Below are 26,258 nucleotides of genomic sequence, written 5' to 3'. Positions count from 1 at the left end.
AGGAGGGGGTCGAGGGACGTCGCCGCACGTTATCGACTCGAATGTACGCACGACAAGTGCCGATATACGGCCCATATACGCGCGTTACACGCCCGCCTCCGCACACTGGACGCACGCCGCGCCCGCCACCGGCCCGAATTGGCGGGCGCGGCTTCAGCGGGGAGCGCCGGTCCTGGATCGCACGAGGCGCAGGCCGGCCGCCCGCCGCCGTTCCGCCGTCCGCGCGATGTTGCGGGGCATCCGGCCGAAGATCAGGCGGTGGAAGGGCGAGATCGTCTGCCAGTACAGGTGCCCGAGCAGGCCGTGCGGGTGGAACACCGCCCGCTGCCGGTAGTGCGTGCGGTCCGGCGAAGCGCCCGGCTCGGCGGAGAGTTCGAGCCAGGCGAGGCCGGGCAGCCGCATCTCCGCGCGCAGCCGCAGCAGCCGGCCGGGTTCGATCTCCTCCACCCGCCAGAAGTCGACCACGTCCCCCACCCGCAGCCGGTACGGATCCCGGCGGCCCCGGCGCAGCCCCACACCCCCCATCAAACGGTCGATCAGCCCCCGCAGCCGCCAGGCCACCGGCAGCGAGTACCAGCCGTTCGCGCCGCCGATCTCCTGGATCACCCGCCAGACGGCGGCCGGCGGCGCGGCCACCTCGCGGGTGCGCTCGTCCACGTAGAGGCTGCCGCCCGTCCAGTCGGGGTCGGTGGGCAGCGGGTCGCTGGGCGCGCCGGGCGTGGAGGCGGAGGACCAGCGGGTGGCGACGTCGGCCTCCTTGATGCGGCGCAGGGCGAGCCGGACCGACTGGCCGAACCCGATCAGCCCGTACGGCGGATCAGGAACGTATGTGGAAATATCGTGCTCCGCGCAGACGGCCTCGTGGCGGAGGGACTCCACCAGGGGCCGCGCGATGCTCGCGGGCACCGGGGTGACGAGGCCGACCCACTGGCTGGACAGCCCCGGGGTGAGCACCGGCACCGGGATGATCACCCGGCGGGGGAGGCCGGAGATCTCGGCGTACCCGCGCATCATGTCGCCGTAGGTGAGCACGTCGGGGCCGCCGATGTCGAAGGCGCGGTTCACCTCCTCCGGGACGGTGGCCCAGGCGACCAGGTAGCGCAGCACGTCGCGGATCGCGATCGGCTGGGTGGGGGTGTGCACCCAGCGCGGCGTCGTCATCACCGGCAGCCGCTCGGTCAGGTGGCGCAGCATCTCGAAGGACGCGGAGCCGGAACCGATGATCATCGCGGCGCGGAGGACGACGGTGGGCACGGGGGAGTCCAGGAAGATCTCCCCGACCTCGGTCCGCGATCCCATGTGCGGGGAGAGCCGCCCGCGTTCGTGGGTGAGGCCGCCCAGGTAGACGATCCGCCGCACTCCGGCGTCCTGCGCCGCCTGGGCGAAGCCGGTGGCCGCCCGCCGGTCCCGTTCCTCGAACTCGGGCCCCGCGGCCATCGAGTGCACCAGGTAGTACGCGATCTTGACTCCGCGCATCGCCTCCCGCATCGCCTCCGCGTCGGCCACGTCGCCCACCGCCACGCGTACCCGCCCGGCCCACGGCACGTCCCGCAGCCGTTCCGGCCGCCGTACGACGCAGGTCACCTCATGCCCGGCGCCGATCAGTTCGGGCACCAGACGCCCGCCCACGTAGCCGGTCGCCCCCGTCACCAGCACATGTCCCATAACCAGAGCTTCGCATCCCCCCGCCGCCCGGTTGCACCCACCCACACCCTATTTAGACTCATATATCACGTTTTATACGGATGCTTGGCTTGCGGGCAGGTTTAGATTTCCGCGCGGATTGAAACATGGCATGGTCCCGGTAACTGCGTTTTATTCCGGATGAAACCGTCCGGTAATCGCGCGGATTTGGAATCTTAGGCACACGGACCGATTCTCCGGTGGAGGAGCGAGTGCCTGAAATGTATTTCCGGGTGCGCTGGCCGGATGGCTCCACGCAGCGCTGCTACTCGCCCTCCCTCGTGGTCGAAGACTATCTAACCCCAGGTCAGACCTACTCCGTGCCCGATTTCGTGGACCGCTGCGAAAACGCGCTGCGAATCGCGGGCGAACGGGTCGCGGCCAAATACGGATTCGCCTGTACGGCTGCCGCCCAGCAACTGACCGAGATTACCGAGAAAGCCGCCGGCCAGCCCGGCGAGGTGCTCGTCGAAGGATTCGAGAAATGAATCTGGACGGCGCCCACCACCCGGTGGCCATCATCGGAGCCGGTCAGGCGGGACTGTCCATGAGCCACTGCCTGACCCGGCGCGGCGTCGGCCACGTGGTGCTGGAACGCGGCCGCCTGGGCGAGGAGTGGCGCTCCCGGCGCTGGGACTCCTTCTGCCTGGTGACCCCCAACTGGCAGTGCCGCCTGCCGGGCTTCCCGTACCCGGGGGAGGACCGGGACGGCTTCATGCTCCGCGACGAGATCGTGGCCTACCTGGAGGCGTACGCGGCCTCGTTCGCCCCGCCCGTGCGGGAGGGCGTGACCGCGCTGCGGCTCACCGCGGGGGAGCGGTTCTCGATCGTCACCGACCAGGGCACGCTCACCGCCGACCAGGTGGTGGTCGCCACCGGGCCGTACCAGACGCCGTACGTGCCGCGGATCGGCGAGCGGGTCGCGGTGCCGCAGCTGCATTCGGCGGACTACCGCAGTCCGGAGGCGCTGCCGCCCGGGGAGGTGCTGGTGGTCGGCAGCGGCCAGTCCGGCTGCCAGATCGCCGAGGACCTGCACCTGGCCGGCCGGACGGTGCACCTGGCGGTCGGCGGCGCGCCCCGGGTGGCCCGGCGCTACCGTGGCAGGGACGTGGTCGCCTGGCTGGACCTGATGGGCCACTACGACCGGCCGATCAGCGAGTTCGACGACCCCGACGCGGTCAGGGCCCGCGCCAACCACTACGTGACCGGCCGGGACGGCGGACGCGACATCGACCTGCGCGCCTTCGCCCGCGACGGCATGCGCCTGTACGGCCGGCTGGCCTCCGTCACCGGCCGCGTCCTGCGCTTCGCCGACGACCTGCGCCGCAACCTGGACCACGCCGACGCGGTCTCCGAGAGCGTCAAGGACTCCATCGACACCTTCATCGACCTCAACGGCGTCGACGCCCCCGCCGAAGCCCGCTACGTCCCGGTCTGGCAGCCGCCCGAAGGGCCCGGCGAACTCGACGCCGCCGGACTGGCCGCGATCGTCTGGGCCACCGGCTTCCGGCGCGACTACAGCTGGATCCGCGTCCCCGTCTTCGACGGCACCGGCTACCCGGCGCACGAGCGCGGCGTCACCCGCTGCCCCGGCCTCTACTTCCTGGGCCTGCCCTGGCAGCACACCTGGGGCTCCGGCCGGTTCGTCGGCGTCGGCAGGGACGCCGAGCACCTGGCCAGGCACATCGCCTCCGCCGCTGCCCCGGCCAAGCCCAAGCCCGCCTACTTCGTCCACCCCGAACTGCTGGGGACGTGATGACCGCCGACGCCCACCGCCACCTCGGCGTGCTGCCCAGCCACCACTTCTACGGCGGCCCGCCGGTCAACCCCGACATCGGCGCCCGCGCCACCGTCGCCGCGCTCCTCGCCGACATGGACGCGGAAGGCACCGAACGCGCCCTGGTCATCCCCAACTACGGGGTGCCCGACCCGGAGATCGCCTTCTCCTTCAACGAGCTCTGCCTGGAGGCGGCCAATCGAGACGATCGCGTCCGGTGCGGCCTGTGGGTCTCGCCGCGGCCCGCCGACCAGGCCCGTACGGAGGCGGCCCTCGCCCTGGCCGGGGAACCGGGCGTGCGCGCGCTCAAACTCAGCTTCCTGCTCGGCGGCCACCCCGGCGACCCCGCCTGCCGTCCCCTGCTGGACCAGATCTTCGCCACCGCCCTCCGCCACGACCTGGTCGTCCACGTGCACACCTCGCCCGGCGCCGCCTCCGACATCGACGAGATCGGCCGCCTCGTCGACTGGTACGGCGACCGCGTGGCCATCCACCTCGTGCACTTCGGCGGCGGCGCGAGCGGCCACATCAAACTCGCCGGGCACCGGTTCTTCGACTGGATCGAAGCCGGCAAACGCGTCTACACCGACCTCTCCTGGGCCATCGGATTCACCCCCCGCTGGCTGGTCCGGGAGATCGACCGCCGTGGCGTCGGCCACGACCGGCTGCTGTTCGCCAGCGACGAACCCTGGGGCGACCACCCCGGGGAGTACGCCCGGCTCCGCGCCGCCGTCGGCGACGGCGAGCTGTCCCGCCTGGTCTTCCACGAAACCTTCGACAAGCTCTACCGATAAGGAGAACCCCCATGGCCGACCTCACCGAACTGGAGCAGGCTAGCCTCACCGAGATCCCGCACCCGTCGCTCCCCGAGGGCTCCAGCCTGTACGGCGACACCAAGGTCTTCCCCGACTACAAGGCCGAGGACGGCGAGACCTACTTCACCCTCGTCCACGGCATCGCCCACGAGTCCTCCGTCAGCTTCGTGGCGATCCTCCAGGCCACCCGCGCGCTCCGCAAAGGCTTCGAGTCGGCCATCTACTTCTACGGCCCCGGCTCACTCAACTGCCTGGCCACCCGCGGCTTTCCCACCACCGGCAACTCGGCCTTCCCCGGCGAGCACAACATCAACAACTCGCTCAAGACCTTCATCGCCGAGGGCGGCAAGGTCTTCTGCTGCCGCTTCGGCCTGTCCCTGCACGGCGCCCGCGAGGAGGACCTGATGGAGGGCGTGATCCCGACGCATCCGCTGGACGTGCAGGACGCGCTCATCCATTACGCCCGCAAGGGCGCGATCATCAACTCGACGTACATGTTCTGATGGACCGGATGGGAACCCGGGTCGACGTCGCCATCCGCGGCGTACGGCTCGACGCGCCGGTCCGGCGGGCCGGGGGAGCGGGGCCGAGCGACGACGGCCACCTGGTGGTCGACGGCGCGAACGCCGCGATCCCCCTCAACCCCGACAGTCCGTACGTGGTCCGCGAAGGGCGTCTCTACCTGGGCGGCACGGACACCGGCCTGGCCATCCGCCCGGTACGGCGCCCGCGCTTCTACGACCTGGCCACCGCCGACGGCGTGCCGTACGAGAAGATCGCCAAGCTGCACGGCTCCGACGTGCTGGCCACCACCGTCGTCCAGACCTGCGTCCGGTACGGCGAAGCCGACCGCTGCCGGTTCTGCGCCATCGAGGAGTCCCTCCGCTCCGGCGCGACGGTCGCCGCCAAGACCCCGGCGCAGCTGGCCGAGGTCGCCGAGGCGGCCGTCCGCCTGGACGGCGTGCGCCAGATGGTGATGACCACGGGTACCACCAGCGGCCCCGACCGGGGAGCCCGGGTGCTCGTGCGGAGCGTGCGCGCGGTGCTGGCGGCCGTGCCCGGGCTGCCCATCCAGGTGCAGTGCGAGCCGCCCGGCGACCTGGCCTGGATCGGCCGGCTGCGCGCCGCGGGAGCCGCGGCCATCGGCATCCACGTGGAGTCGCTGGACGACGAGGTCCGGCGGCGGTGGATGCCGGGCAAGGCGAGCGTGCCCCTGGCGGCGTACGAGTCGGCGTGGGACGAGGCGGTACGGGTCTTCGGCAGGAACCGCGTCTCCACGTACCTGCTGGTCGGCCTGGGGGAGGACCCCGGCGAACTGGTCGCGGGCGCGGCCCGGCTGATCGAGCGGGGCGTCTACCCTTTCGTGGTCCCGCTGCGCCCGATGGCGGGCACGCTGGCCCGGCGCGACGGCGTTCCCGCCCCCGCCAAGGAGCTCGTCAGGGATGTCACGGAGCGGGTGGCGGTGCTGCTCAAGGCCGCCGGGATGACGGGGGCCGAGCAGCGGGCGGGGTGCGCGGCCTGCGGGGCGTGCAGCGCGCTGGCCATGGCAGGCGGGTGACACAAACCATGCACCCCACGCCCAACACCCCACGAAAGCCGGAACTTCCAATCACGCCACCGGCGCCAACGGCGTTGAACGTCCCAGCCGCCCCAGCCGGGCCGACCGCGTTGACCGGGCCGACCGCGTTGACCGCGTCGCTCAGGCATTCCGTCTATGCGGCGCACTCCGCGCAGTCCAGATCGGCCAGGCCGACTGTTCACGTCAGGCTCACCAAGCAGACCCGGTTCGCCGGGTCGGTCTGCGACACCCTGCTCGGAGTCGAGGGCCGGCTGGCCGAGCCGTGGCCGGCCGAGCTGGACGTGCCGGCCATCCTCGGCGGCGGTGGCACCCGGCCGCCGCGGCCGTTCACCATCGGCCCCGCCGCCGACCGGGGCGCCGTGCTCGCCTACCGCATGCTGCGGCGGCGGGTGTTCGTGGAGGACCAGGCGCTGTTCGCCGACAGTGACCTGGACTTCCGCGACGACGATCCGCGGACCGTGGTGCTGGTCGCCCGCGACCCCGCCGGGACCGTGCTCGGCGGGGTCCGGCTGGGACCCGCCGACGACGGGCCCGACATCGGGTGGTGGCGCGGCGGGCGGCTGGTGGTCGCGCCGGGGCAGCGGGGCGCGCCCGGCGTCGGCCCGGCCCTGGTCCGCGCCGCCTGCGCGTACGCCGAGGAGGCCGGGGTGCTGCGCTTCGAGGCCGACGTGCAGGCCAGGCACGAGTCGCTGTTCGCCCGCCTCGGCTGGCGCCGGGTCCGCCCGGTGCGCGTGGAGGGCGTGCCGCACGTGCTGATGCGCTGGCCGATCGGCAGGATCGCGGCCGCCGCCGACACCAAGGCCCCGCTGGGGCCGCTGCTGCGCGGGCTCGCTCCCGGCGGGCGCGGCTTCGTGGGCGACGACGGCGCGCCCGTGCCCGGCAGCGACCTGGTCGCCTGCTGCGACGCCATCCTGCCGTCGATGGTGGAACGCGACCCCGACTGGGCCGGGTGGTGCGCCGTGCTGGTCAACGTCAACGACCTGGCCGCCATGGGCGCGACCCCGTCCGGGCTGCTGGACGCGCTCGCCGCCAGGGACGCCTCCTTCGCCGCCCGGGTCCTGGCCGGCCTGTACCGCGCCGCCGAGGCGTACGGCGTGCCGGTGCTCGGCGGTCACACCCAGCTCGGCGTCCCTGCCGCGCTCTCGGTGACCGCCATCGGCCGCGCCGCCCAGCCGGTGCCGGGCGGCGGCGGCCGTCCCGGCCACCGGATCCGGCTCACCGCCGACCTGGGCGGACGCTGGCGCCCCGGCTACACCGGACGCCAGTGGGACTCCACCTCCACCCGCACCACCGCGGACCTGCGCGCCATGATCGGCGCGGTCGGCGCGGCCAGGCCCGCCGCCGCCAAGGACGTGTCCATGGCCGGGATCGCCGGCACCCTCGGCATGCTCGCCGAGGCCGGCTCCTGCGGCGCCGTCCTGGACATGGCCGACCTGCCCCGCCCCCCGGACGCCACCGTGGGCGACTGGCTGACCTGCTTCCCCGGCTTCGCCATGCTCACCGCCGACGCCCCGGGCGCCCCCGCCCTCCCTGCCGGACCCGCCACCGGCGCCGAGTGCGGCGAGCTGACCCAAGGCCGCGGCGTACGGCTCCGCTGGCCGGACGGCGAACTGACCGAGGCGTTCCCCGGCCCGGTCACCGGCCTGGGACCCGCATGATCAGGATGGCCGCGGTGGCGGCCCCGTTCGGCCGGGACATGGCGGAGTGCTTCACCCGCGTCGAGGGCCTGATCGGCCGGGCCAGAGCTAACGGGGTCCAGGTCCTGGCCCTGCCGGAGGCCTGCCTCGGCGGCTACCTGGCCAACCTGGAGGGCGACGCGGAGGGGCCGCCCGCGCTCGCCGCCGACGGCCCCGAACTGCGGCGGCTGCGTGACCTCGCCGGTGACATGGTGGTCTGCGCCGGATACTGCGAGGCGGACGGCGACCTGCGCTACAACAGCGTCGTCTGCGTGACCGGCGACGGCGTGCTCGGCCATCACCGCAAGGTGCACCAGCCGCTCGCGGAGGACAGCTCCTACGCGGCCGGGGACGGGTTCGCCGCCTTCGACACCCCGGCGGGCAGGCTGGGCATGCTGATCTGCTACGACAAGGCGTTCCCCGAGGCGGCGCGGGCCCTGGCGCTGGACGGGGCCGAGATCGTGGTGTGCGTGTCGGCGTGGCCGGCCAGCCGTACGGATCCGGCTCCGGATCTGGCGGAGGACCGGTGGACGCGCAGGTTCGACCTGTTCGACCAGGCGCGGGCGCTGGAGAACCAGGTGGTCTGGCTGTCGGCCAACCAGTCGGGCAGCTTCGGGGACCTGCGTTTCGTCGGCCGGGCCAAGATCGTCGCACCGGGCGGGGAGATCCTCGCGGCGACGCCGGTGGAGGGCGGGATGGCCGTGGCGGAGCTGGACGTGCGGGCCGCGCTCGCCGCCGCCCGCCGCTCCATGGGCCACCTGCGCGACCGCCGCCCCGAAACCTATATCCGGAAACCCCTGCCGTGGACGGCCGCGTGACCGGCGGGCCGGGCGTCCGTGGTCCCCGGGGCGCTCGGGGTGCCCGGGATGTCCGAAACGTCATGTGCTTCATGGGCTTCGCGGGTTTCCCGGGAGGATCCTGACCCATGGCCACCGTACGGATCGCCGCCGCCTCCGCGAGCTTCGGCCGCGACCTGGAGTTCGACCTGCGCCGGATCGCCAAGCTGATCGCCGACGCGCGTACGGCCGGCGCGGGCCTGCTCGTGCTGCCCGACGCGGCCCTCGGCGGCTACCTCGCCGACCTGCGCGACCCCGACCCCGAGGCGCTGCCGCCCGCGCTCGCCCCGGACGACCCGCTGCTCAAGCAGGTCGCCGAACTGGCGGCCGGCATGGTCGTCTGCGTCGGCTACCGCGAGGCCGACGGCGAACGCCGCTTCAACGCCGCCGTCTGCGTGACCGGCGACGGCGTGCTCGGCCGCCACCGCAAGGTGCACCTGCCCGCCGGGGAGGCCGCCGCCTACGACCCCGGCGACCGGTTCGACGCGTTCGACACCCCCGTGGGCCGGATCGGCATGCTGATCGACTACGACAAGACCTTCCCCGAGTCGGCCCGCAGCCTGGTTCTGGACGGAGCCGAGATCATCGCCTGCCTGTCCGCCTGGCCCACCAGCATCACCAACCGCGCCCCCCGCATGGCCCAGGACCGCCAGTCCCGCCTCTTCGACCTGTACGACTGCGCCCGCGCCGCCGAGAACCAGGTCGTCCTGGCCTCCTCCAACCAGACCGGCGCGCTCGGCGGCATGCGCTTCCTCGGCCAGGCCAAGGTGGTCGGCCCCGGCGGCGACATCCTGGCCAGGACCTGGTCCAAGGCCGGCCTGGCGGTCGCCGAACTGGACGTGGCCGCCGAGATCGCCACCGCCCGCCGGGTGCTCAAGCACATCGCCGAACGCCGGCCGGCCAGCTACCGGGCCGGTTCCGGATGAGGATCGCGCTGCTCACGTACTCGACCAAGCCGCGCGGCGGGGTCGTGCACACGCTCGCGCTCGCCGAGGCCCTGGCCGAGGAGGGCGCGGAGGTGACCGTGTGGTCCCTCGGCCGGGGCGGCGACCTGGGCTTCTTCCGGCCGGTCGACCCCCGCGTGCGGGTCAGGATCGTGCCCTGCCCCGATGTCGAGGGCGAACCCCTGGGCACGCGGGTGCTGCGCTCGATCGCCCTGCTCGCCGACGCCTTCGACCCCGCCGCGTACGACCTGGTGCACGCCCAGGACTGCATCAGCGCCAACGCGGCCGGCCCCTGCGTCCGCACGGTCCACCACCTCGACCGGTTCACCACCCCGGAACTGGCCGCCTGCCACGAACGGGCCATCGTACGGCCGTGGGCGCACGTCTGCGTCTCCGGCGCGGTCGCCGCCGAACTGGCCGCCGGATGGGGCATCACGGCCACGGTCATCCCCAACGGCGTCGAGGCGGCCAGGTTCGCCGCGGCCTCCGGCGAGTCGTGGCGCGCGACCCTCGGCCCGTACGTGCTGACCGTGGGCGGGATCGAACCCCGGAAGGGCTCCCTCGACCTGCTGGAGGCGTACGCGCTGGACCCGGCCGGGCGCCGGCTGGTGATCGCGGGCGGCGAGACCCTGTTCGACTACCGCGACTACCGGGCGGCCTGGGAGGCCCGCGCCGCCGAGCTCGGGGTCCGCCCGCTGGTCCTCGGCCCGGTGGCCCACGACGCCTTGCCCGGCCTGGTCGCCGGGGCCGCCGTGTTCGCCTTCCCGTCCACCAAGGAGGGTTTCGGCCTGGCCGCGATGGAGGCGCTCGCCGCCGGGGTGCCCCTGGTCACCCGCGACCTGCCCGTCTTCCGCGAGGTCTTCGGGGACGCCGCCCGGTACGCGGCCGACGTGCCCGCCTTCGCCGCCGCCATCCGCGAGGCCGCCGACGTCCCCGGCCCGGCCCGGCGCGCCGCGGGCCGCGCGCTCGCCTTCCGCCACACCTGGCGGGCCGCCGCCCGCGCCCACCTCGACCTCTACGCCGCCCTGCTCACCCGCCGCTGACCGCCTGTGCGGCCGACGGCACGAACGTCACGTCGTCGAGCGGCACCGCCTGGCCGGACTCGCCGACGAAGGCCACCTCCAGCCGCTCACCCGTGGCCCGGCTGCGCCGCACGATGGTCGGGGCCGCGCCCCGCAGCCGGTGCGCGTCGCCCCACTGCTGGAGCGCGCCGAGCACGACCCGCAGCTCGCCGCCCATGGGGGTCACCAGGTACTCGAACCGCGAGCGTCTCCCGGGCTCGCTGTACGGCCGCTTCTCCAGGACCCCCGCCTCGACGAGGGTCGCCAGCCGGTCGGTGAGCAGGTCGGTGGAGATGCCGATGGCGGTGACGAAGTCACCGAAGCGGGTGGTGCCCAGGAACGCCTCCCGCAGGATGAGCACCGTCCACGGGTCCCCGATCACGTCGAGGCTGCGCTGGATCGAGCAGCTGCCGTCCTGCAGGGCACGGAGCGTCGTCGTTCTCACCCGCCCAGGCTACCCCTTACTTGCCTAATCCAAGCTTGGTGCTAACTTGGTTGTTCAAAGCCAGGCCGGGCCGTAGCGTCGGTGACCGGCGTACTCGCAGGTGAGAGGAAGACCGATGAAGATCGAAGACTCCGTGGCGCTCGTGACCGGCGGTAACCGGGGGCTCGGACGGCACTTCGTCACGCAGTTGGTCGAGCGCGGGGCCAGGGTCTACGCCACCGCCCGCCGGCTGGAGGCCGTGGACGTGCCGGGCGTGACGCCGCTCCAGTTGGACATCACCGACCCCGAGTCGGTCGCCGCGGCGGCCCGGATCGCCACCGACGTCACCCTGCTGATCAACAACGCGGGCGTGTCCACCCGCACCTCGGTGCTGGAGGGCGACATGGACAACATTCGCCTGGAGATGGAGACCCACTACTTCGGCCCCCTCAACGTCACCCGCGCGTTCGCGCCGGTCATCGAGGCGAACGGCGGCGGCGCGATCCTCAACGTGCTGTCCGTGCTCTCCTGGTTCCCCATGCCGCAGACCGGGGCGTACGTGGCGGGCAAGGCGGCCGGCTGGGCGCTGACCAACCTGCTCAGGCAGGAGCTGGCCCCCAAGGGCATCCGCGTGTCCAGCCTGCACGTCGGCTACATGGACACCGACATGGCCTCCTTCATCCCCCCGGAGAACAAGCTGGACCCGGCCGGGATCGCCGCGCAGGGCCTGGACGGCATCGCCGCCGGCACGGCCGAGATCCTCGCCGACGACCTCAGCCGCACGGTCAAGCGCGGCCTGTCGGAACCGGTGGAGTGAGCCCGCCCTCGATCAGCCGAGGGCGTGGTCGAGGTTGAAGGCGGCGCTGATCAGCGCCAGGTGGGTGAGGGCCTGCGGGAAGTTGCCGAGCTGCTCGCCGGTGTGGCTGATCTGCTCGGCGTACAGGCCGACGTGGTTGGCGTAGGTGAGCATCTTCTCGAAGGCGAGGCGGGCCTCGTCCAGCCGTCCGGCTCGGGCGAGGGCCTCCACGTACCAGAACGAGCAGACCGAGAAGGTGCCCTCCCGGCCGGGCAGGCCGTCGGGGCTGACGTCCGGGTCGTAGCGGTAGACCAGCGAGTCGGAGACCAGCTTGTCGCCGAGCGCGTCCAGGGTGGACAGCCACTTCGGGTCGGTGGGGGCGACGAACTTGGCCAGCGGCATCATCAGCACCGAGGCGTCGAGCACGTCGTCGTCGAAGTGCTGGACGAACGCGCCGGCCTCCTCGGACCAGCCGCATCGCATGATCTGCCGGTAGATCGTGTCCCTCACCCGCTGCCAGGCCGGGATGTCGGCGGGCAGCCCGCGCTGGTTGGCCACCCGGATGGCGCGCTCGATGGCGACCCAGCACATCAGCCGCGAGTAGACGAAGTTCTTGCGCCCGCCCCGGGTCTCCCAGATGCCCTCGTCCGGCTGATCCCAGTGCGCGCAGATCCAGTCGACGATGCAGGACAGCTCCTCCCAGCGTTCGCTGGAGATCGGCCGGCCCCACTTGTTGTACAGGTAGAGGGCGTCCACGAGCGCGCCGTAGATGTCCAGCTGGAGCTGGCCGGCGGCGTCGTTGCCGACCCGTACGGGGGCCGAGTTCCGGTAGCCCTCCAGGTGGGGGAGCACGCGTTCGGGGAGGTCGCGGCGGCCGTCGATGCCGTACATGATCTGGAGGGGGCCGGTCGGGCAGTCGGGGCCGAGCATGGCGTGCCGGGTGAGGAAGTCGATGAACGCCTCGGCCTCCTCGGTGAAGCCGAGCCGTAGCAGCGCGTAGCCGCAGAACGCGGCGTCGCGGATCCACACGTAGCGGTAGTCCCAGTTGCGGGGGCCGCCGAGCTGCTCGGGCAGGCTGGTGGTCGGGGCGGCGACGATGCCGCCGCTGGGGGCGTAGGTGAGCAGCTTCAGGGTGAGCGCCGAGCGGTGCACCACCTCCCGCCACCGGCCCCGGTACCGGGACTGCGACAGCCAGCGCCGCCAGTACCGCACGGTGGCGAGGAACTGGTCCTGCGCCTGCTGGACCGGGCAGGTGCGCGGCTGGATCGTGTCGCCGACCTGGTCCAGCGCGAGCACCGCCTGCTCACCCTCGGCGAGGGTGAAGCGCGCCCGCACGTCCTGCCCGTCGGTCTCGAACGGGACGGTGGAGGTCAGGTTGAGGGTCAGCTTGGCCGACTCGAAGGTGGCGTGGCCCTCGGTGGTCCGCACGGTGTGCGGGAGCGTCGCGTACTCGAAGCGGGGGGCGATCAGGGCGCGGAACGGGATGGTGCCGCGCACACAGGTCACCTGCCGGATCAGCCGGTGCCGGTCCACCTCGGGGCCGCCGCCGGTGACGGGCATGAAGTCCCGCACCTCGCCCACGCCGTCCGGCGCGTAGAACCGGGTGATCAGGACGTTGGTGTCGGGGAAGTAGAACTGCTTGGTGTCCGCCGGGGTGTCGGCGGCCAGCTCGAAGGAGCCGCCCCGCCCGGCGTCCACCAGCGAGCCGAACACGCTGGGCGCGTCGAAGTCGGGGCAGCAGTACCAGTCGATCGTGCCGTTGGTCCCCACCAGGGCGACCGTGCGCAGGTCGCCGATGAGGCCGTGCTCCCCGATCGGCAGGTAACGCGCCCCCGCTGCCTCGTCCGGAGTGCTCATGCACCTCAAACTACGCATGACGTACGCGGTGCTGCCTCAGGCGAGGGTCAAATGGCGGCAGATCTTCCCGGCGATACGGGTACTCCGCAGTAGCTTGACGGTCGAGATCCCGAATCCTACCCTCTTGCCGTGGGAGCGTTCCCACCGGTCGGGTACGCAGGCGTTCTCGAAAGCTCCGGTACGGGCGGTCTCTTCCCGTCCGATGGAGGGTACGAATGCCTCACACCCCTGCCTCGCCGCTGCAGCGCGGCATGTGGATCAACGAACTGGCCGGATCCGGCGCCGCCTACCAGATGCCGCTGGCGATCACCTTCGAGGGCCCGCTCGACGTGCCCGCGCTCCTCGCGGCGTGCGCGTCCGTGCTGGAGCGCCACGAACTCCTCGGCTCGGCGTTCCAGGAGGGCGACGGTGAGTTACGCGTCGTCCGCGCCTCCGACCCGCCGACCGTGACCTACGGCCCCGAGCAGCCCCCGGACTTCGACGTCCGGTACGGCCCGCTCGCCCGTTTCACCCTGACCGAGACCGGGCCGGACCGGCACCGGCTCCTGTTCATCGCCCACCACCTGGTCTTCGACGGCATGTCCAAGGACATCCTGGTCCGCGACCTCGCCGACGCGTACGCGGGCCGCCCGACCAGGCCCGCCGCGCCGCCGTACGGGGAGGCGATCCAGGCCGAGGCGCAGCGCGTCGAGGAGGCGCTGCCGGCGGCCGAGACCTTCTGGAAGTCCCGGTGGCGGGACCAGTTCGAGGTCTACACGCCCGCCGGCCAGATCACCGCGTCCCGGCGGCCGGGACCGGGCGGCAGCGTGGCGGCCCTCTCCGGCCTGCCCGACGCCGGCGACCTGGGCGTCACCACGTTCGAGCGCGTCCTGGCCGCCCTGCACGCCCTGCTCCACCGGTACGGCGCCCGCGAGCCGATCATCTCGGTGGACCTCTCCACCCGCGGCGGGGACACGGCCGAGACCGTGGGCCTGCTGGTCAACGAGCTGCCCGTGGTCTGCCGTCCCGAGCCGGGCGGCACCTTCCGCGAGCTGGCCCACCAGGTACGCGAGGAGCTGCGCGCCGTCTACGCCTTCCGCGAGGTGCCGCTGGCCCGGGCCCTCGGCGGCCTGTCCCCGCGCGGCTCGCTCACCCCGGTCTCGGTGAGCTACCGGCGGCGCGGGCCCGACCCCGGCTTCCCCGGCCTGGCCGTGACCGTGGACTGGGCGATGTTCAACGGCGGCGCCCGCGGCGCGCTGCACCTTCAGGCGATCGAGGGCGCGGGCGGCCCCGGCACACTGGAAGCCTGGCTGCGCCACGACCCCCGGGTGGTCTCCGGCGAGGACGCGGCGCTCATCGCTACCGACCTGCGGGCCGTGCTGAGCCAGCCGCCGGACACCCCGCTGGCCGACCTGGTCCTGCCGTCGGCGGGCGCGCGCGCCGCCCAGGCGGTGGCCCCCGCCCCCGCCGCGGCCATCGCGACCGCGCCCCCCGAGATCGTCGAGGCGGTGACCCGGATCTGGTGCGACGTGCTCCGCCTCAAGCACGTCGGCCCCCACGAGGACCTGTTCGACCTGGGCGGGCACTCGATCTCGATCATCAACATCATCGCCAGGATCGGCAAGCAGTACGACGTGGAGCTGCCCATGGACGTGTTCTTCGACAACCCGACCGTGGTGGGCGTGGCCGAAGCCGTCGCGCAGGCCTCCCGCGACGCCGGGGCCTGACCGGATGCGGGCACAGTTCCACACGGGCGAACAGGACTGGACCGGCGAGCTCGCCTGGGGCCAGCGCTCCATCTGGGGGGCGATCACCCACGTCGGCCCGGCCGCGGACCGGTACTTCAACTTCAGCAGGGTGGTGCCGGTCCCGCGTGGCGCGCCCGCCGCCGACGTGGCCACCGTCGTACGCGCGCTCGGCGTCGTGGTGGCCCGCCACGACTCGCTGCGCACGCGCGTACGGCGGGACGCGGGCGGCGAGCCGTACCAGGTGGTGGGGGGCGGCGGGGAGATCCCGGTCGAGATCGTGGAGTCGGCCGCCGAGGTGGAGCGCCTGGAGGGGCTCAGGTTCGAGTTCGCCGAGGACTGGCCGCTCCGGGCGGCCCTGGTGGTGGCGGACGACCGGGTCCGCGAGGTGCTCCTGGTCTTCTGCCACGTCGCCGCCGACGGGTACGCGGCCGACCTGGTGGTCAGGGACCTGCGGCTGACCCTGCTGCGCGGCGCGCCCCCCGGCGAGCCGGAGCAGCTGCGGGACCTCGTCGCCGCCCAGTCGGGTCCGGACGTCTCCCGCAGCGAGCGCGCCCTGGACTTCTGGGTGGCGCAGTCCCTCGGCGGGCCGCTGCTCGACCGGCCGCTGCCCGCCGCGGAGGGCCCCCGCTACCAGCGGGCGGTGATCTTCTCGCCGGCCATGGACAGGGCCTCCCGGGTGCTGGCCCAGCGCCACGGCGTCAACGGCTCCACCATCCTGCTGGTGGCCGCCTGCGCGCTGGTGGGCCGGGCGGCCGGGCGGCCCAGGTCGGCCATGACGCCGCTGGTCAACAACCGTTTCCTGGCCCGGCACAGCGAGGTGGTCACCTCGCTCGCCCAGCTCGGCCTGCTCGTGGTGGACTCCGGCCCGGCCGACTTCAACGAGCTGATGGCGGGGGCCAGGGCGGCGGCGCTCCGCGCGTACCGGCACGCCTACTACGACCAGGCGGCGCTCAACGCCAGGCTCGGCGGGGGAGACCCGCTGTGCTGCTTCAACGACCAGCGGTCGGCGGAGACGACCGGGGTGCCGATCCCCGCCGGGACGGGGTCCGGCGAGACCGTGGTGGAGCCGGAGAGCGGGCTGGACGAGCTGAACTGCCGGTTCTGCGTGCACGTCACCGGCGACCCGGGACAGCTGAAGATCATGGTGACCGCCGACACCCGCTACCTGCGGGCCGGGGACCTGGAGACGCTGTTACGCGGGATGGAGTCGCTGGTCGTGGCGGGCGCGGCCGGATAGGACGAAGGGAGATCCGCCGTGGCGACAATGCTGATGTCCACCCAGGGCACGGACGGGGACGTGCTCCCCTTCATCCGCCTCGGCGGGGAGCTGCGGCGGGCGGGCCATGACGTCACGCTGTTCTCGCACGCGCCCTTCGCGGAGCGCGCCGCCCGCGCCGGGCTGGACTTCGTCGCCGTCGACACCGACGCGGGCTACGCGCGGCACATGGCGGACACCACGGCCCTCATCGGCACCCGCGACCTGTCCTGGGCCGACCTGTTCCGCCGCCACGGCCTCTACGGGCAGCTCGCCTGGGAGGTCAGGGAGATGGCCGCCCGGCACAGACCCGGCGACACGGTCCTGATCGGTCGGCACACCTCCACCTTCTCCGTACGGTTCGCCGCCGAACTGCTGGGCGCGCCCGCCGTGTGGGTGGCGCTCTCCCCGTCCCAGCTGATGCTGGTCGGCATGGCCGTGCACAGCTGCCGGACGCAGCTCGCGCCCGGCATGGACACCGTCCGCCGAGACCTCGGCCTGAACCCTGTCACCGACTGGCGGGCCTGGTTCAGGGAGGTCGACCTGGAGCTCGGCCTGTGGCCGGAGTGGTTCGACGAGGCGGGGCTGCGCACCCCGGCCCGGGTCGTACGGACCGGGTTCGTGGTGCCGGACGAGAGCCCGGGGGAGACGCTGCCCGCCGCGGCGGAGGAACTGCTGGCCGAACGCCCGGTGCTGCTGACCGGCGGCACCAGCCGCATGCAGGACCGCGGGTTCTACGAGGCCGCGGTCGGCGGCTGCGCGGGCCGGCGGGTGATGCTGGTGGCGCGCCACGCCGACCTGCTGCCCGATCCGCTGCCCGGCGGCATGACCTGGTTCCCGCGCCTGCCGTTCCGCGAGGTCGTGCCCAAAGTCTCGGCACTGGTCCACCACGGCGGCGTCGGCACCCTCACCCGCGGCCTGGCGGCGGGCGTCCCGCAGGTCATCCTGGCCGACACGGTCGACCGGCCCGACAACGCGGCCCGGCTGGCCGGGGCCGGGCTGGCCGCCTGGCTGCCGAGCAGCCGCTGGAACCCCGGGGAGGTCTCGGCCGCGGTGGCGGCCGCGGTCGCCGACACCGGTTACCTGGAACGCTGCCGGAAGATCACCGGCGATCTCGATCCGGCGGCAGGGCCCGCCGAAGCCCGTATCCGCATCGAACACCTGGTAGGCCCGCGATGAACACGCTCCCGCTCTCCGCCGACCAGGAACGCCTGTGGTTCCTGCACCAGGTCGACCCGGCCGACCCGACCTTCCACCTCTCCCACACCGCCCGGCTCGCCGGCCCGCTCGACCGGTCCGCGCTGGCCCGCGCGCTGACCGAGATCGTCGCCCGCCACGAGTCGCTGCGCGCCCGCTTCCCGGCCGTGGACGGCAGCCCCGCCCAGGTCATCGACCCGCCCGGCGGCTTCGCGCCGGCCGTCCTCAGCCATCGGGGGCCGGTGGAGCCGCTGGTGGCCGAGCTGGCCGCCCGGCCGTTCGACCTGGCCGCCGACCGGCTGCTCCGGGTCACCCTGATCGAGACCGGTCCGGAGGAGCACGTCCTGTCGGTCGTCGTGCACCACATCGTCGCCGACGGGCGCTCGATCGGCATCCTGCTCGGCGAGCTGTCCACGCTCTACGCGGCGTTCAGCAAGGGCGAGCCCGCGCCGCTGCCGCCGCTGCCGGGCCGATGGTCCGACTTCGTCCGCGCGGAGAGCGACGACGCCGAGTCGCTGGCGTACTGGAAGGGGCAGCTGGCCGACGCGCCGCCGCTGCGGCTGCCCACCGACCATCCCCGGCCGTCCGTCGCCAGCTCCGACAGCGCGCTGTTCCCGTACAAGCTGCGGGGGCCGCTCGTGGCGCGCTTCTCGGTGATGGCCGCCGCCGCGCGCTGCACGCCGTTCATGGCGCTGATGGCCGCCTACCAGACGCTGCTCGCCGCCAGGAGCGGCCAGCACGACTTCTGCGTCGGCTTCCCGACAGCCGGGCGGGACGGCGCGGAGGACGACGAGCTGATCGGCTACTTCGCCACCAACGTGGCGCTTCGGGCGGACCTGTCCGGCGACCCCACCTTCCGGGAGCTGATGCACCGGACCAGGTCCCGCCTGCTGGCCGCCCGCCGGCACCGCACGCTGCCCCTCGACCGGCTGCTCACCGCCCTCGACATCGAACGCGACCTCAGCCGCGCCCCCCTGTTCCAGACCACGTTCGGCATGACGTACGAGGCCGGCGACCAGGCCATCCGGCTGGCCGGCCTGGAGACCCAGTGGCTGGAGTCCGGCTTCTCCCACTCCCCGTACGAGCTGAAGCTGGACATCTTCGAGAACGGCGGCGAGTGGCTCATGATGCTCGTCTACAACCGCGACCTGTTCGACGCGAGCACGGCCGAACGCTACGCCCGCGACTTCGAGGCCCTGCTGTCCCGCGTCGCCGACGACCCCCTGGTACGGCTGTCGCGCCTGACCGCCCCCGCCGGCGAGGAACGCGACCTGCTGATCCACGAGCGCAACCGGGTGGCCCCGCCCGCCACGGCCCTGTTCCCCGACCTCTTCCAGGCCCAGGTCGAACTCCGGCCGTCCGCCCCCGCGGTGAGCTGCGGGCCGGTCCGGCTCACCTACGCAGAACTGGACCGCCGCGCCGACGAACTGGCCGCCCGCCTGCGCGTACGGCCCGGCGACCACGTGGCCGTCTGCCTGCCCCGCTCGGTGGAGGCGGTGGTGGCGCTGCTGGCCGTGCAGCGTACCGGCGCGGCTTATGTGCCGCTCGATCCCGGTTTCCCCGCCGCGCGGCTGGAGTTCGTGCTGGCCGACTGCGGCGCGTCCCTGGTGCTCGCCAGCGCCGAGACCGCCGCCGTGCTGCCCGCCCACTCCGTGCGCACCCTCATGGTCGACGAGCCCGCGGAGCCGGAGCCTTTCCAGCGGGTTGCCGTGCGCGGCGTGGACACCGCCTACGTGCTCTACACCTCCGGCTCGACCGGCCGTCCCAAAGGCGTCGCCGTCCCGCACGGGGCGCTCGGCAACCTGCTGGCCGGCATGGACGACATGGTCGGCGCCACGCCCCAGGACGTCTGGCTGTCGCTGACCTCGCTGTCCTTCGACATCTCCGCCCTGGAGCTCTACCTGCCGCTGGCCACCGGAGGCCGGGTCGAGATCGCCGACGCGGAGACCGCCGCCGACGGATTCCGGCAGATCCGGCAGATCCAGCAGGCCGGGGTCACCCACGTCCAGGCCACCCCGTCCGGCTGGCGCATGCTGCTGGACTGCGGGATCGCCGAGCCGGCCCTGACCGCCCTGGTGGGCGGCGAAGCCCTCGGCGGCGAACTCGCCTCCCGCCTGCGCGCCGCCGTCGGCCGCCTCTTCAACGTGTACGGCCCGACCGAGACCACCATCTGGTCGACCGCCTGGCCCGTCCCCGCACCCCCGGGCAACCCCCTGGTCGGCGTCCCCATCCGAGGCACCCAGGTGTACGTGGTCGGCGAGCACCTCGAACTCGTCCGCCAGGGCGTCCCCGGCGAACTCCTCATCGGCGGAGCCGGGGTCGCCCACGGCTACCTCGGCCGGCCGGCCCTCACCGCCGAACGCTTCGTCCCCGACCCGTACGGCCTGCCCGGCGGCCGCCTCTACCGCACCGGCGACGTGGTGCGCTGGCGGGACGAGCACGGGCTGGAATTCCTCGGGCGCGCCGACAACCAGGTCAAACTGCGCGGCCACCGGATCGAGCTGGGCGAGGTCGAGGCGGCCTGCGAGGCGGTGCCCGGCGTCGCCACGGCCGTCGCCGCCGTCCACGAGGAGAACCTCGTCGCCTACCTCGTCGGCGACGCCGACCCCGAGGCCGTACGCGCCGCGCTGGCCGAACGGCTGCCCGCCTTCCTGGTGCCCGCCTGGTTCATCCCGCTGGCCGCGCTCCCGCTGACCCCCAACGGCAAACTCGACCGGCGCGCGCTGCCCACCCCCCAGGCTCCCGAGACGATTTTCGTCGCCCCGAGCGGCGACGCCGAGGAACTCGTCGCGGACGTCTGGTGCGAACTGCTCAGCCTGGACCGGGTCAGCGCCACCGACGACTTCTTCCGCCTCGGCGGGCACTCGCTGCTCGCCGTACGGGTCAGCGCCCGGCTCCGCGCCACGGTCGGCGTCGAACTCCCGATCCTCACCATGTTCACCCACCGCACCGTGCGCGAACTCGCCGCCGCCCTGGAAGAACTCCTTCTCACCGAACTCTCCGACCTCTCCGACGAAGAAGCCGAACGCCTCCTCAACAGCCCCTGATCGCCCCGGGCCTCAAGGCGTCGTCTGCCCGGCCGCTTCCCGCTCCGCCAGATAGTCGGCGCACCGCGGCAGTCCGCGCTCCCTGATCACGTCATTCAGTTTGAAGAAGTCGAGATTGCCGACCGCGTCCCCGACGTCGAGCAGCAGTTGAATGATGGGCGTGCCGTACTTCTCCGCCATGTACTTGTAGTTCTCGCTGACCTGGGCGATGTTCGAGTCGAAGTCCTTCTCGTGCGGGCAGTGCACCCCGGCCGCCTCCCGGTTCACCATGAACCGGGCGCCGTCCCGGTGCAGCCGGTAGCCGAGGTCGATGTCCTCCCCGCCCCAACTCCGGAACGCCTCATCGAACATCCCGATCGACCGCAGTTGCTCCGTCCGCGCCGACACGTTGCAGGTCCAGAAGTTCAGCCACGGCGCGGGCAGGTCGCCGATGTCGTCGCCGTACCGCCCGTAGAAGGTCTCCCGCACGTCCAGCCACAACTTCCTGGCCTTCAACTTCGCGACGGTGAGATCCGGATCGTCATAGTCGATCACCTGATCCATCAGCTTCGCGAAGTCGTTGTTGACGTGGAAGCAGTACACGTATCCGCAAACGGCGAGCGGCACGTCGGACGCGTCATGGCTGTCGAGATGCGCCCGCAACAACTCCGAATGAGCGAGCACCCCGCAGTCCAGCATCACGCACACCTCACCCTCGGCATGGGAAATGCCGAGGTTCCGCGCCTTCGCGACCTGAAACCCGTCCCGCTCCTGAAAGAAATACCGCACGTTGAGCCGCCCCCGGAACGACTCCACCATCTCAGCGGTCGAGTCGTCCGAGCCATCGTCCGCGACCAGCACCTCGAACTGCTCTTTCGGCAGACTCTGCCACACGAGCGAGTTGAGCGTATGACGAAGCAATTCCACCCGGTTGTACGTCGGAATAACCACACTGCACTTCAACGAGCCCGCCCCCTTCGCTGTCACGTTCCGATTACCGGAATTCTCCCCCAGAACTGATCTAGGCGGAAGCGGGAGCGCTCCCACAACCGGGCCGGCCGAGGCGGCCGTACGCGGCCCGATATGACCGGGGTTCCAGATGTTTCCGGAGGCGGCGGCGGGTAGGTGCGGCTGAGGACGACCGGCCGCGAGCATGAGGAGAGAGCATGACCCAGAACGTCATCGATCTGATCATGGCTGACCACCGCGACGTGGAAATGATCTTCGAGAAGCTGAAGAGCCAGCCGGAGAACCGCCCCGCGCTGGTGGCCGAGCTGGCCGCGAAGTTCACCGCGCACGCCCGCGCCGAGGAGGCGGAGGTCTATCCCGCGCTGGCCAAGGCCGCCCCGAGGGAGCGCGGCGAGGTGCACCACGGAGTCGAGGAGCACCACGAGGCCGAGGAACTGCTGGCCCAGCTCATGGAGGCCGACCCCGACCGCCCGGAGTTCCTGACCGTGCTGGCGCAGATGGTCAAGGCCGTCCAGCACCACGTCGAGGAGGAGGAGAGCGAGATCCTCCCCGCCATGGCCAAGGCCATCCCCGGCGACAGACTCGTCAAGCTGGGCCGGGTGTTCAGCCAGGCCAAGGCAGAGGAACTGGCCAAGCCGCCCAAGCCGAAAGGCCGTACCAAGCAGGAACTGCTCGAACAGGCCAAGGAGAAGGGCATCGACGGCTACAGCTCGATGACCAAGGACGAACTCGTCACGGCTCTGGGCAAGTGAGCGGCTCGGCCTGCCGTCCACTCGGACATCGCGAACCGGATCGCTGAGTTTCGGGAGGCGGCGAGCGTCCGCTGGGGGCGTTATTCGCCGGTGGTGCCGTCGATGCGTTCGCGGAGGAGGTCGGCGTGGCCGTTGTGGCGGGCGTACTCCTCGATCATGTGGACGAGGATCCAGCGGTGGGTGCAGTCCTGGCCGTTGCGGTCGCCGACGGCGTCCAGGGGTTTGGCGGCGGAGATGGCGCGGGCGTGTTCGATCTCGGCCTGCCAGGTGGCGAAGGCCTCGTCGACGGAGGCGGCGTCGACCTCGTTGAAGTCGGCGTCGTTGTCGCGGTCCTTGTCCCAGAGCTTGGGCAGGTCCTCACCGTTGAGCACGCGCCGGAACCAGGAGCGCTCGACGTGCGCCATGTGCCTGACCAGGCCGAGCAGGGACAGGGACGAGGGCGACGCCGAGCGCAGGCGCAGCTGGTCGTCCGTCAGGTTCGCGCATTTGACGGCGAGGGTGCCGCGGTGCCATTCGAGCCAGTTGTTCAGGGTGGTCAGTTCGTCGCCGGTGAGAGGCGGGGGAACGCGGGTGTCAGTCACGAGGGCCGACCTTATCCGTCTCCGCCCACACAACGGTGAGGCGGGACCTCGTCGAGAACCCCGGGGCCCGCTGGTCGGCGGGTCCCGGGGAAGGGGAGGTCACGCCTTGGCGAGGGCCTCGCGGAGTTCGCCGGCGGTGAGGCGGGGGCCGTAGGCGGGCTTGTCGCGCTGGAAGCGCCGGCCCTCCGCGAGCGGGCCCGCGTCGACGCTGTCGAAGCCGAAGGAGTCCAGGAGTTCGGCCACCACGCGCTTGGCGTCCGGGTCGTCGCCGGCGATCGGCAGGGCCCGGCGGGCGGGGTCACCCGCGGGGAGCCCGTCGTCGCCGAGTTCCACGTAGTAAATGGAGTTGAACGCCTTGACCACGCGCGCCGTCCCAAGATGGTCGGCGAGGGCTCCGCTGTCGGTCTGACGGCCCTCGTCGATCTCCGGATAGCGGCCGTCCCGCTCGTGGTAGTAGTTGTTCGTGTCGATGACGATCTTCCCCGCGAGCGGATCGACCGGCACCTTCGTATGAGCGCCGAACGGCACGCTCACCACCACGACGTCCCCGGCTCCCGCCGCCTCCTCCGCGGTGGCCGCCCTGGCGTTCTCCCCGAGTTCGGCGACCAGCCCGGCCAGTGTTTCCGGCCCGCGTGAATTGCTCAGGACCACGGAGTGCCCGGCGTCAACCGCCAGCCGCGCCACGGTCCCGCCGATGTTCCCACTGCCAATGAATGCGATGACCATAGCCCCTGCAACACCCGCATCCCGCGAATCGATTCCGCCACGCGCAGCTTCAGGGCAGGTCGGTCACTTCGACGGTCAGGTCGGAGGGGAGTTCGCCGCCCAGGATCTCGATGGTGGCGGTGGCGTCGGCGGTGATCGTGACGGTGCCCCAGGCTGTGCCGGCGACGAAGGGGAAACGGCCGGGGCGGCGGCCGACGCGCAGGTGGGCGGCAGGGGCGTCGTAGTGGAAGCCCGTGTACGCGTCGAGCAGCGACCACCCGGCCATCGCCCGGACGTAGTGGTCGCCGCACTCGATCTCGTTGTACGGGTTGCGGCGGGTGCCGTCGTACCGGGCCTGGAGGGCTTCGACGATGCGGAGGGCCTCGTCGGTGAGGCCCTCGTGGAGGCAGTGGGCGGCGACCTGGTATTCGACGCCGGTCCAGACCTCGTCGCAGTAGCGCAGGGGCACGACCGGGCGGCCCCCGTTGGGCCAGCTGCACACCACGAGGCCGGTCTCGTCGCCGTCGGCGAAGACCCGGTAGCCGTGGTCGGTGAAGCCGGTGCGCAGGTTGTAACGCACGATCGAGGCGAGCGCGGCCCGTACGCGGTCGGGGGGCAGCAGGTAGCCGAGGCCGAGCTGGTGCGCCCACCACTGGCCGAGCAGCTGGTCGGACAGGCAGCCGAGGCCGAAGTCGTGGGCTTCGCCGGTGACGGGCTGGGCGTAGTACTCGCCGTTCCACAGGAGTTTGTCGTAGCCGTCGCGGCCGGCCGCGAACCGGTCCGCGAACGCCGCCGAGGCGGACGGCTCGACCAGGTCGGCCATCGCGCGCATGGCCTGGAGCGCGGCCAGCCAGAGCGCGCCGACGAACATGTTGGGCCCGTGCAGGCTGATGTCGTAGGTGACCGGCTGGTCGCCGTGGAGCACGCCGTCGCCGTCGGAGTCCCAGGTCCTGGTGATGTGGTCCATCAGGCGGCGCAGCCCCGGCCACTGCTCGCGCAGCCACTCGAGGCCCGCGCCGTCCAGGACGGAACGGTAGGTCTTCAGGACGGCGCCGAGCATGCCGTCGAGCGCCGGGCGCTCCGGGCCGCCGATCCCGACGTCGTGCAGCTGCGGCAGGTAGAGGGGCAGCACCACGCGGTGCGGCAGCGAGCCGTCGGGGGCCTGCACCTCCAGCTCCGTCTCCCGCATGCCGCGGCCGAGGGCGGGGAAGAGCCGGGCCATGGCCTGCTCGTAGTTGAAGACGTGGTTGCAGTTGAGCGGGCAGGAGCCGCCGACGTCGCCGTTCCAGTTGCGGGTGGAGGCCCCCAGCGCCCCCTCGAACCCGTACGCGCGACCGTCGGCCGTGCGGAACAGGGTCGGGGAGCGCACCAGCGTGCCCTGCGCGGAGATCACCTCCCGCAGCGGCTCCGGCAGGTCGCTCCCGGCGACCGCGTCGGCCCACGCCCGCGAGGCGCCGTCCAGTCCGTCCCGGCCGGCCAGGTACGCGTCGAGCACGTCCAGCGCGCCCCCGAACCGGGTCGCGTAGTGGTTGCCCACCCAGAACCGGCTCCGCCCGTACGACCTGGCCGGGCCGAACCGGTCGAAGTCGGCGTACCGGTTGGGAAACCACCAGGCGTGGACGAAATCGATTGTCGTGGTCTCACCCGGGTGCAGCGCGAACGCGACGGCCACGGCGGCGTCCCAGGTGTGCCCGGCCGGGCTCGGTCCCGCCGGGGCGCGCACGGGGGAGACGCCGTCGGCGACGGCGGCGCGCAGGGCGGCCTCGCTGTAGTCGCCCAGCTGGATCGGGGTGACCAGCTTGGCGGTCTCCGCGAAACGCAGCATCGCCTCGGCGCTCGCCGCGCGCGGCAGCGCCGCCGCCGGGCCGTCCGTCCACAGCAGCATCTGGCCGTACGCGGGGTCGTCCTCGGCCAGGCCGGGGTGGTCCATGAGCACGCCGGTCTGGCCGGGCCGGTGCAGCAGCCGGTTGACGTTGCCGCCGTACCCGGCGCCGCGGGTGCCGTCGACGGGGGTGACGCCGTCCCAGCCGACCGCGTTCTGCAGCGTGCCGAGCAGCCAGCCGTGCCGGAGTTCGGCGCTGGTGTTGCGCACGGTGAACCGGTAGCGCACCAGGGGCAGCGCGCTGGCGTCCGGGTCGAGGGGGACGAACGGGGTGAACGCCGACAGCGACACCTCGACCGGCAGCTCCTCGTCCAGGTACGACACCTCGGCGAACGGGTACGAACCGCGGAACTCGGTCCCCGCCACGGTGGGCCAGGGCGGCAGCCGGTCGGCGTCGGGCACTTCGGCGTCGGAGACGTTCGGGGCCGGGCGCTCGTGCGGCGGCAACGGCGCGGAGCGCAGCAGCCGTACCACGTCGGAGGGCGGCTCGGTGGAGGAGACCCGCAGCGCGAAGAAACTGTCGGGCAGGAACCCGAGATGGTTCGCGACCCCGGACAGCTGCCACTGGCGCAGCGCGCCGTCGCCGCCCAGAGCCACGTGTCCGGTGCCGAAGCCGCCGAGCGGGAACGCGACCGCGCGCCGAGCCTCTCCGGTGTACCGCCTCACCGACGCCTACCCTTCGTGGTGCGATCGCCGGCCGGACGGCTGGCGACCTT

22 protein-coding genes are annotated in these 26,258 nt (G+C 72.7%); 15 read left to right on the top strand and 7 right to left on the bottom strand.

Annotation, left to right across the window (positions count from 1 at the left end; genetic code table 11):
- Positions 1–153 precede the first annotated feature (153 nt).
- Positions 154–1,665: an SDR family oxidoreductase gene (locus Aph01nite_RS00570; RefSeq protein WP_204038680.1), complete on the bottom strand. Its 1,512-nt coding sequence runs from the start codon at positions 1,663–1,665 to the stop codon at positions 154–156.
- A gap of 239 nt (positions 1,666–1,904) precedes the next feature.
- On the opposite strand from Aph01nite_RS00570, the gene Aph01nite_RS00565 reads away from it, so the two are divergent.
- The 9 genes from Aph01nite_RS00565 (at position 1,905) to Aph01nite_RS00525 (ending at position 10,353) form a co-directional block, all read left to right on the top strand.
- Positions 1,905–2,171 carry an MSMEG_0570 family nitrogen starvation response protein gene (locus tag Aph01nite_RS00565; protein WP_239161301.1) on the top strand — a complete coding sequence of 89 codons (267 nt, stop codon included), beginning with the start codon at positions 1,905–1,907 and terminating at the stop codon, positions 2,169–2,171.
- Positions 2,168–3,439: an MSMEG_0569 family flavin-dependent oxidoreductase gene (locus Aph01nite_RS00560; RefSeq protein ID WP_239161292.1), complete on the top strand. Its 1,272-nt coding sequence runs from the start codon at positions 2,168–2,170 to the stop codon at positions 3,437–3,439. The genes Aph01nite_RS00565 and Aph01nite_RS00560 overlap by 4 nt, the downstream gene beginning before the upstream one ends.
- Complete coding sequence (locus tag Aph01nite_RS00555) at positions 3,439–4,254, top strand: amidohydrolase family protein (protein ID WP_204038678.1); 816 nt, start codon at positions 3,439–3,441, stop codon at positions 4,252–4,254. The genes Aph01nite_RS00560 and Aph01nite_RS00555 overlap by 1 nt, the downstream gene beginning before the upstream one ends.
- Before the next feature lie 11 nt (positions 4,255–4,265).
- A complete protein-coding gene (locus tag Aph01nite_RS00550; RefSeq protein WP_155334508.1) occupies positions 4,266–4,778 on the top strand; it encodes an MSMEG_0572/Sll0783 family nitrogen starvation response protein in 513 nt (170 codons plus the stop codon).
- Between the two features lie 8 nt (positions 4,779–4,786).
- Complete coding sequence (locus Aph01nite_RS00545; RefSeq protein WP_204038677.1) at positions 4,787–5,833, top strand: MSMEG_0568 family radical SAM protein; 1,047 nt, start codon at positions 4,787–4,789, stop codon at positions 5,831–5,833.
- Between the two features lie 110 nt (positions 5,834–5,943).
- On the top strand, positions 5,944–7,512 hold the full coding sequence (locus tag Aph01nite_RS00540) for an MSMEG_0567/sll0787 family protein (RefSeq protein WP_239161291.1): 1,569 nt from the start codon (positions 5,944–5,946) through the stop codon (positions 7,510–7,512).
- Positions 7,509–8,348, top strand: a complete 840-nt coding sequence (locus Aph01nite_RS00535) for a carbon-nitrogen hydrolase family protein (protein ID WP_204038675.1) — start codon at positions 7,509–7,511, stop codon at positions 8,346–8,348. Before Aph01nite_RS00540 ends, Aph01nite_RS00535 begins: the two co-directional genes overlap by 4 nt.
- Positions 8,349–8,455: 107 nt before the next feature.
- Positions 8,456–9,292, top strand: coding sequence for a carbon-nitrogen hydrolase family protein (locus Aph01nite_RS00530; RefSeq protein WP_204038674.1), 837 nt, complete (start codon positions 8,456–8,458; stop codon positions 9,290–9,292).
- The gene (locus Aph01nite_RS00525; RefSeq protein ID WP_204038673.1) at positions 9,289–10,353 is read left to right on the top strand and encodes an MSMEG_0565 family glycosyltransferase; all 1,065 of its coding nucleotides are present in this window, start codon (positions 9,289–9,291) and stop codon (positions 10,351–10,353) included. Before Aph01nite_RS00530 ends, Aph01nite_RS00525 begins: the two co-directional genes overlap by 4 nt.
- On the opposite strand, the gene Aph01nite_RS00520 is transcribed toward Aph01nite_RS00525, so the two are convergent.
- Complete coding sequence (locus Aph01nite_RS00520; RefSeq protein WP_204038672.1) at positions 10,340–10,816, bottom strand: winged helix-turn-helix transcriptional regulator; 477 nt, start codon at positions 10,814–10,816, stop codon at positions 10,340–10,342. The genes Aph01nite_RS00525 and Aph01nite_RS00520 overlap by 14 nt on opposite strands.
- A 115-nt stretch (positions 10,817–10,931) precedes the next feature.
- On the opposite strand from Aph01nite_RS00520, the gene Aph01nite_RS00515 reads away from it, so the two are divergent.
- Entirely contained in the window at positions 10,932–11,612 is a 681-nt protein-coding gene (locus Aph01nite_RS00515; RefSeq protein WP_204038671.1) for an SDR family oxidoreductase, read from the top strand.
- A 12-nt stretch (positions 11,613–11,624) separates the two neighbouring features.
- Here Aph01nite_RS00515 and Aph01nite_RS00510 read toward each other — a convergent pair whose 3' ends face one another.
- Complete coding sequence (locus Aph01nite_RS00510; protein WP_239161290.1) at positions 11,625–13,448, bottom strand: glycoside hydrolase family 15 protein; 1,824 nt, start codon at positions 13,446–13,448, stop codon at positions 11,625–11,627.
- A gap of 215 nt (positions 13,449–13,663) precedes the next feature.
- On the opposite strand from Aph01nite_RS00510, the gene Aph01nite_RS00505 reads away from it, so the two are divergent.
- From Aph01nite_RS00505 to Aph01nite_RS00490, 4 genes are read left to right on the top strand one after another with little or no spacing between them, the layout of a single operon-like run.
- Positions 13,664–15,154: a condensation domain-containing protein gene (locus tag Aph01nite_RS00505; protein ID WP_204038669.1), complete on the top strand. Its 1,491-nt coding sequence runs from the start codon at positions 13,664–13,666 to the stop codon at positions 15,152–15,154.
- A 4-nt stretch (positions 15,155–15,158) separates the two neighbouring features.
- Positions 15,159–16,412, top strand: a complete 1,254-nt coding sequence (locus Aph01nite_RS00500; RefSeq protein ID WP_204038668.1) for a condensation domain-containing protein — start codon at positions 15,159–15,161, stop codon at positions 16,410–16,412.
- Between the two features lie 27 nt (positions 16,413–16,439).
- A complete protein-coding gene (locus tag Aph01nite_RS00495; protein ID WP_239161300.1) occupies positions 16,440–17,609 on the top strand; it encodes a glycosyltransferase in 1,170 nt (389 codons plus the stop codon).
- Positions 17,606–20,674 (top strand): non-ribosomal peptide synthetase, encoded by a 3,069-nt coding sequence (locus tag Aph01nite_RS00490; RefSeq protein WP_204038666.1) that lies wholly within the window; start codon positions 17,606–17,608, stop codon positions 20,672–20,674. Before Aph01nite_RS00495 ends, Aph01nite_RS00490 begins: the two co-directional genes overlap by 4 nt.
- Positions 20,675–20,686: 12 nt before the next feature.
- Here the strand turns inward: Aph01nite_RS00490 and Aph01nite_RS00485 are convergent, their stop codons facing one another.
- Positions 20,687–21,808: a glycosyltransferase gene (locus tag Aph01nite_RS00485; protein ID WP_239161289.1), complete on the bottom strand. Its 1,122-nt coding sequence runs from the start codon at positions 21,806–21,808 to the stop codon at positions 20,687–20,689.
- Between the two features lie 11 nt (positions 21,809–21,819).
- Here Aph01nite_RS00485 and Aph01nite_RS00480 point away from each other — a divergent pair, with 11 nt between their 5' ends.
- On the top strand, positions 21,820–22,374 hold the full coding sequence (locus tag Aph01nite_RS00480; protein WP_204038664.1) for a hemerythrin domain-containing protein: 555 nt from the start codon (positions 21,820–21,822) through the stop codon (positions 22,372–22,374).
- 80 nt (positions 22,375–22,454) lie between these two features.
- On the opposite strand, the gene Aph01nite_RS00475 is transcribed toward Aph01nite_RS00480, so the two are convergent.
- From Aph01nite_RS00475 to Aph01nite_RS00465, 3 genes are all read right to left on the bottom strand, one after another.
- The gene (locus Aph01nite_RS00475; RefSeq protein ID WP_204038663.1) at positions 22,455–22,955 is read right to left on the bottom strand and encodes a DinB family protein; all 501 of its coding nucleotides are present in this window, start codon (positions 22,953–22,955) and stop codon (positions 22,455–22,457) included.
- A 99-nt stretch (positions 22,956–23,054) separates the two neighbouring features.
- Positions 23,055–23,681, bottom strand: coding sequence for an NADPH-dependent F420 reductase (locus Aph01nite_RS00470; RefSeq protein ID WP_204038662.1), 627 nt, complete (start codon positions 23,679–23,681; stop codon positions 23,055–23,057).
- 49 nt (positions 23,682–23,730) lie between these two features.
- Positions 23,731–26,208, bottom strand: a complete 2,478-nt coding sequence (locus Aph01nite_RS00465; protein ID WP_204038661.1) for a GH116 family glycosyl hydrolase — start codon at positions 26,206–26,208, stop codon at positions 23,731–23,733.
- Positions 26,209–26,258: the final 50 nt, after the last annotated feature.

The sequence above is a fragment of the Acrocarpospora phusangensis genome (assembly GCF_016862995.1).
Lineage (GTDB): Bacteria > Actinomycetota > Actinomycetes > Streptosporangiales > Streptosporangiaceae > Acrocarpospora > Acrocarpospora phusangensis.
The sequence above is the reverse complement of the archived record's forward strand: the minus strand, read 5'-3'. Positions and strand labels throughout refer to the sequence as shown.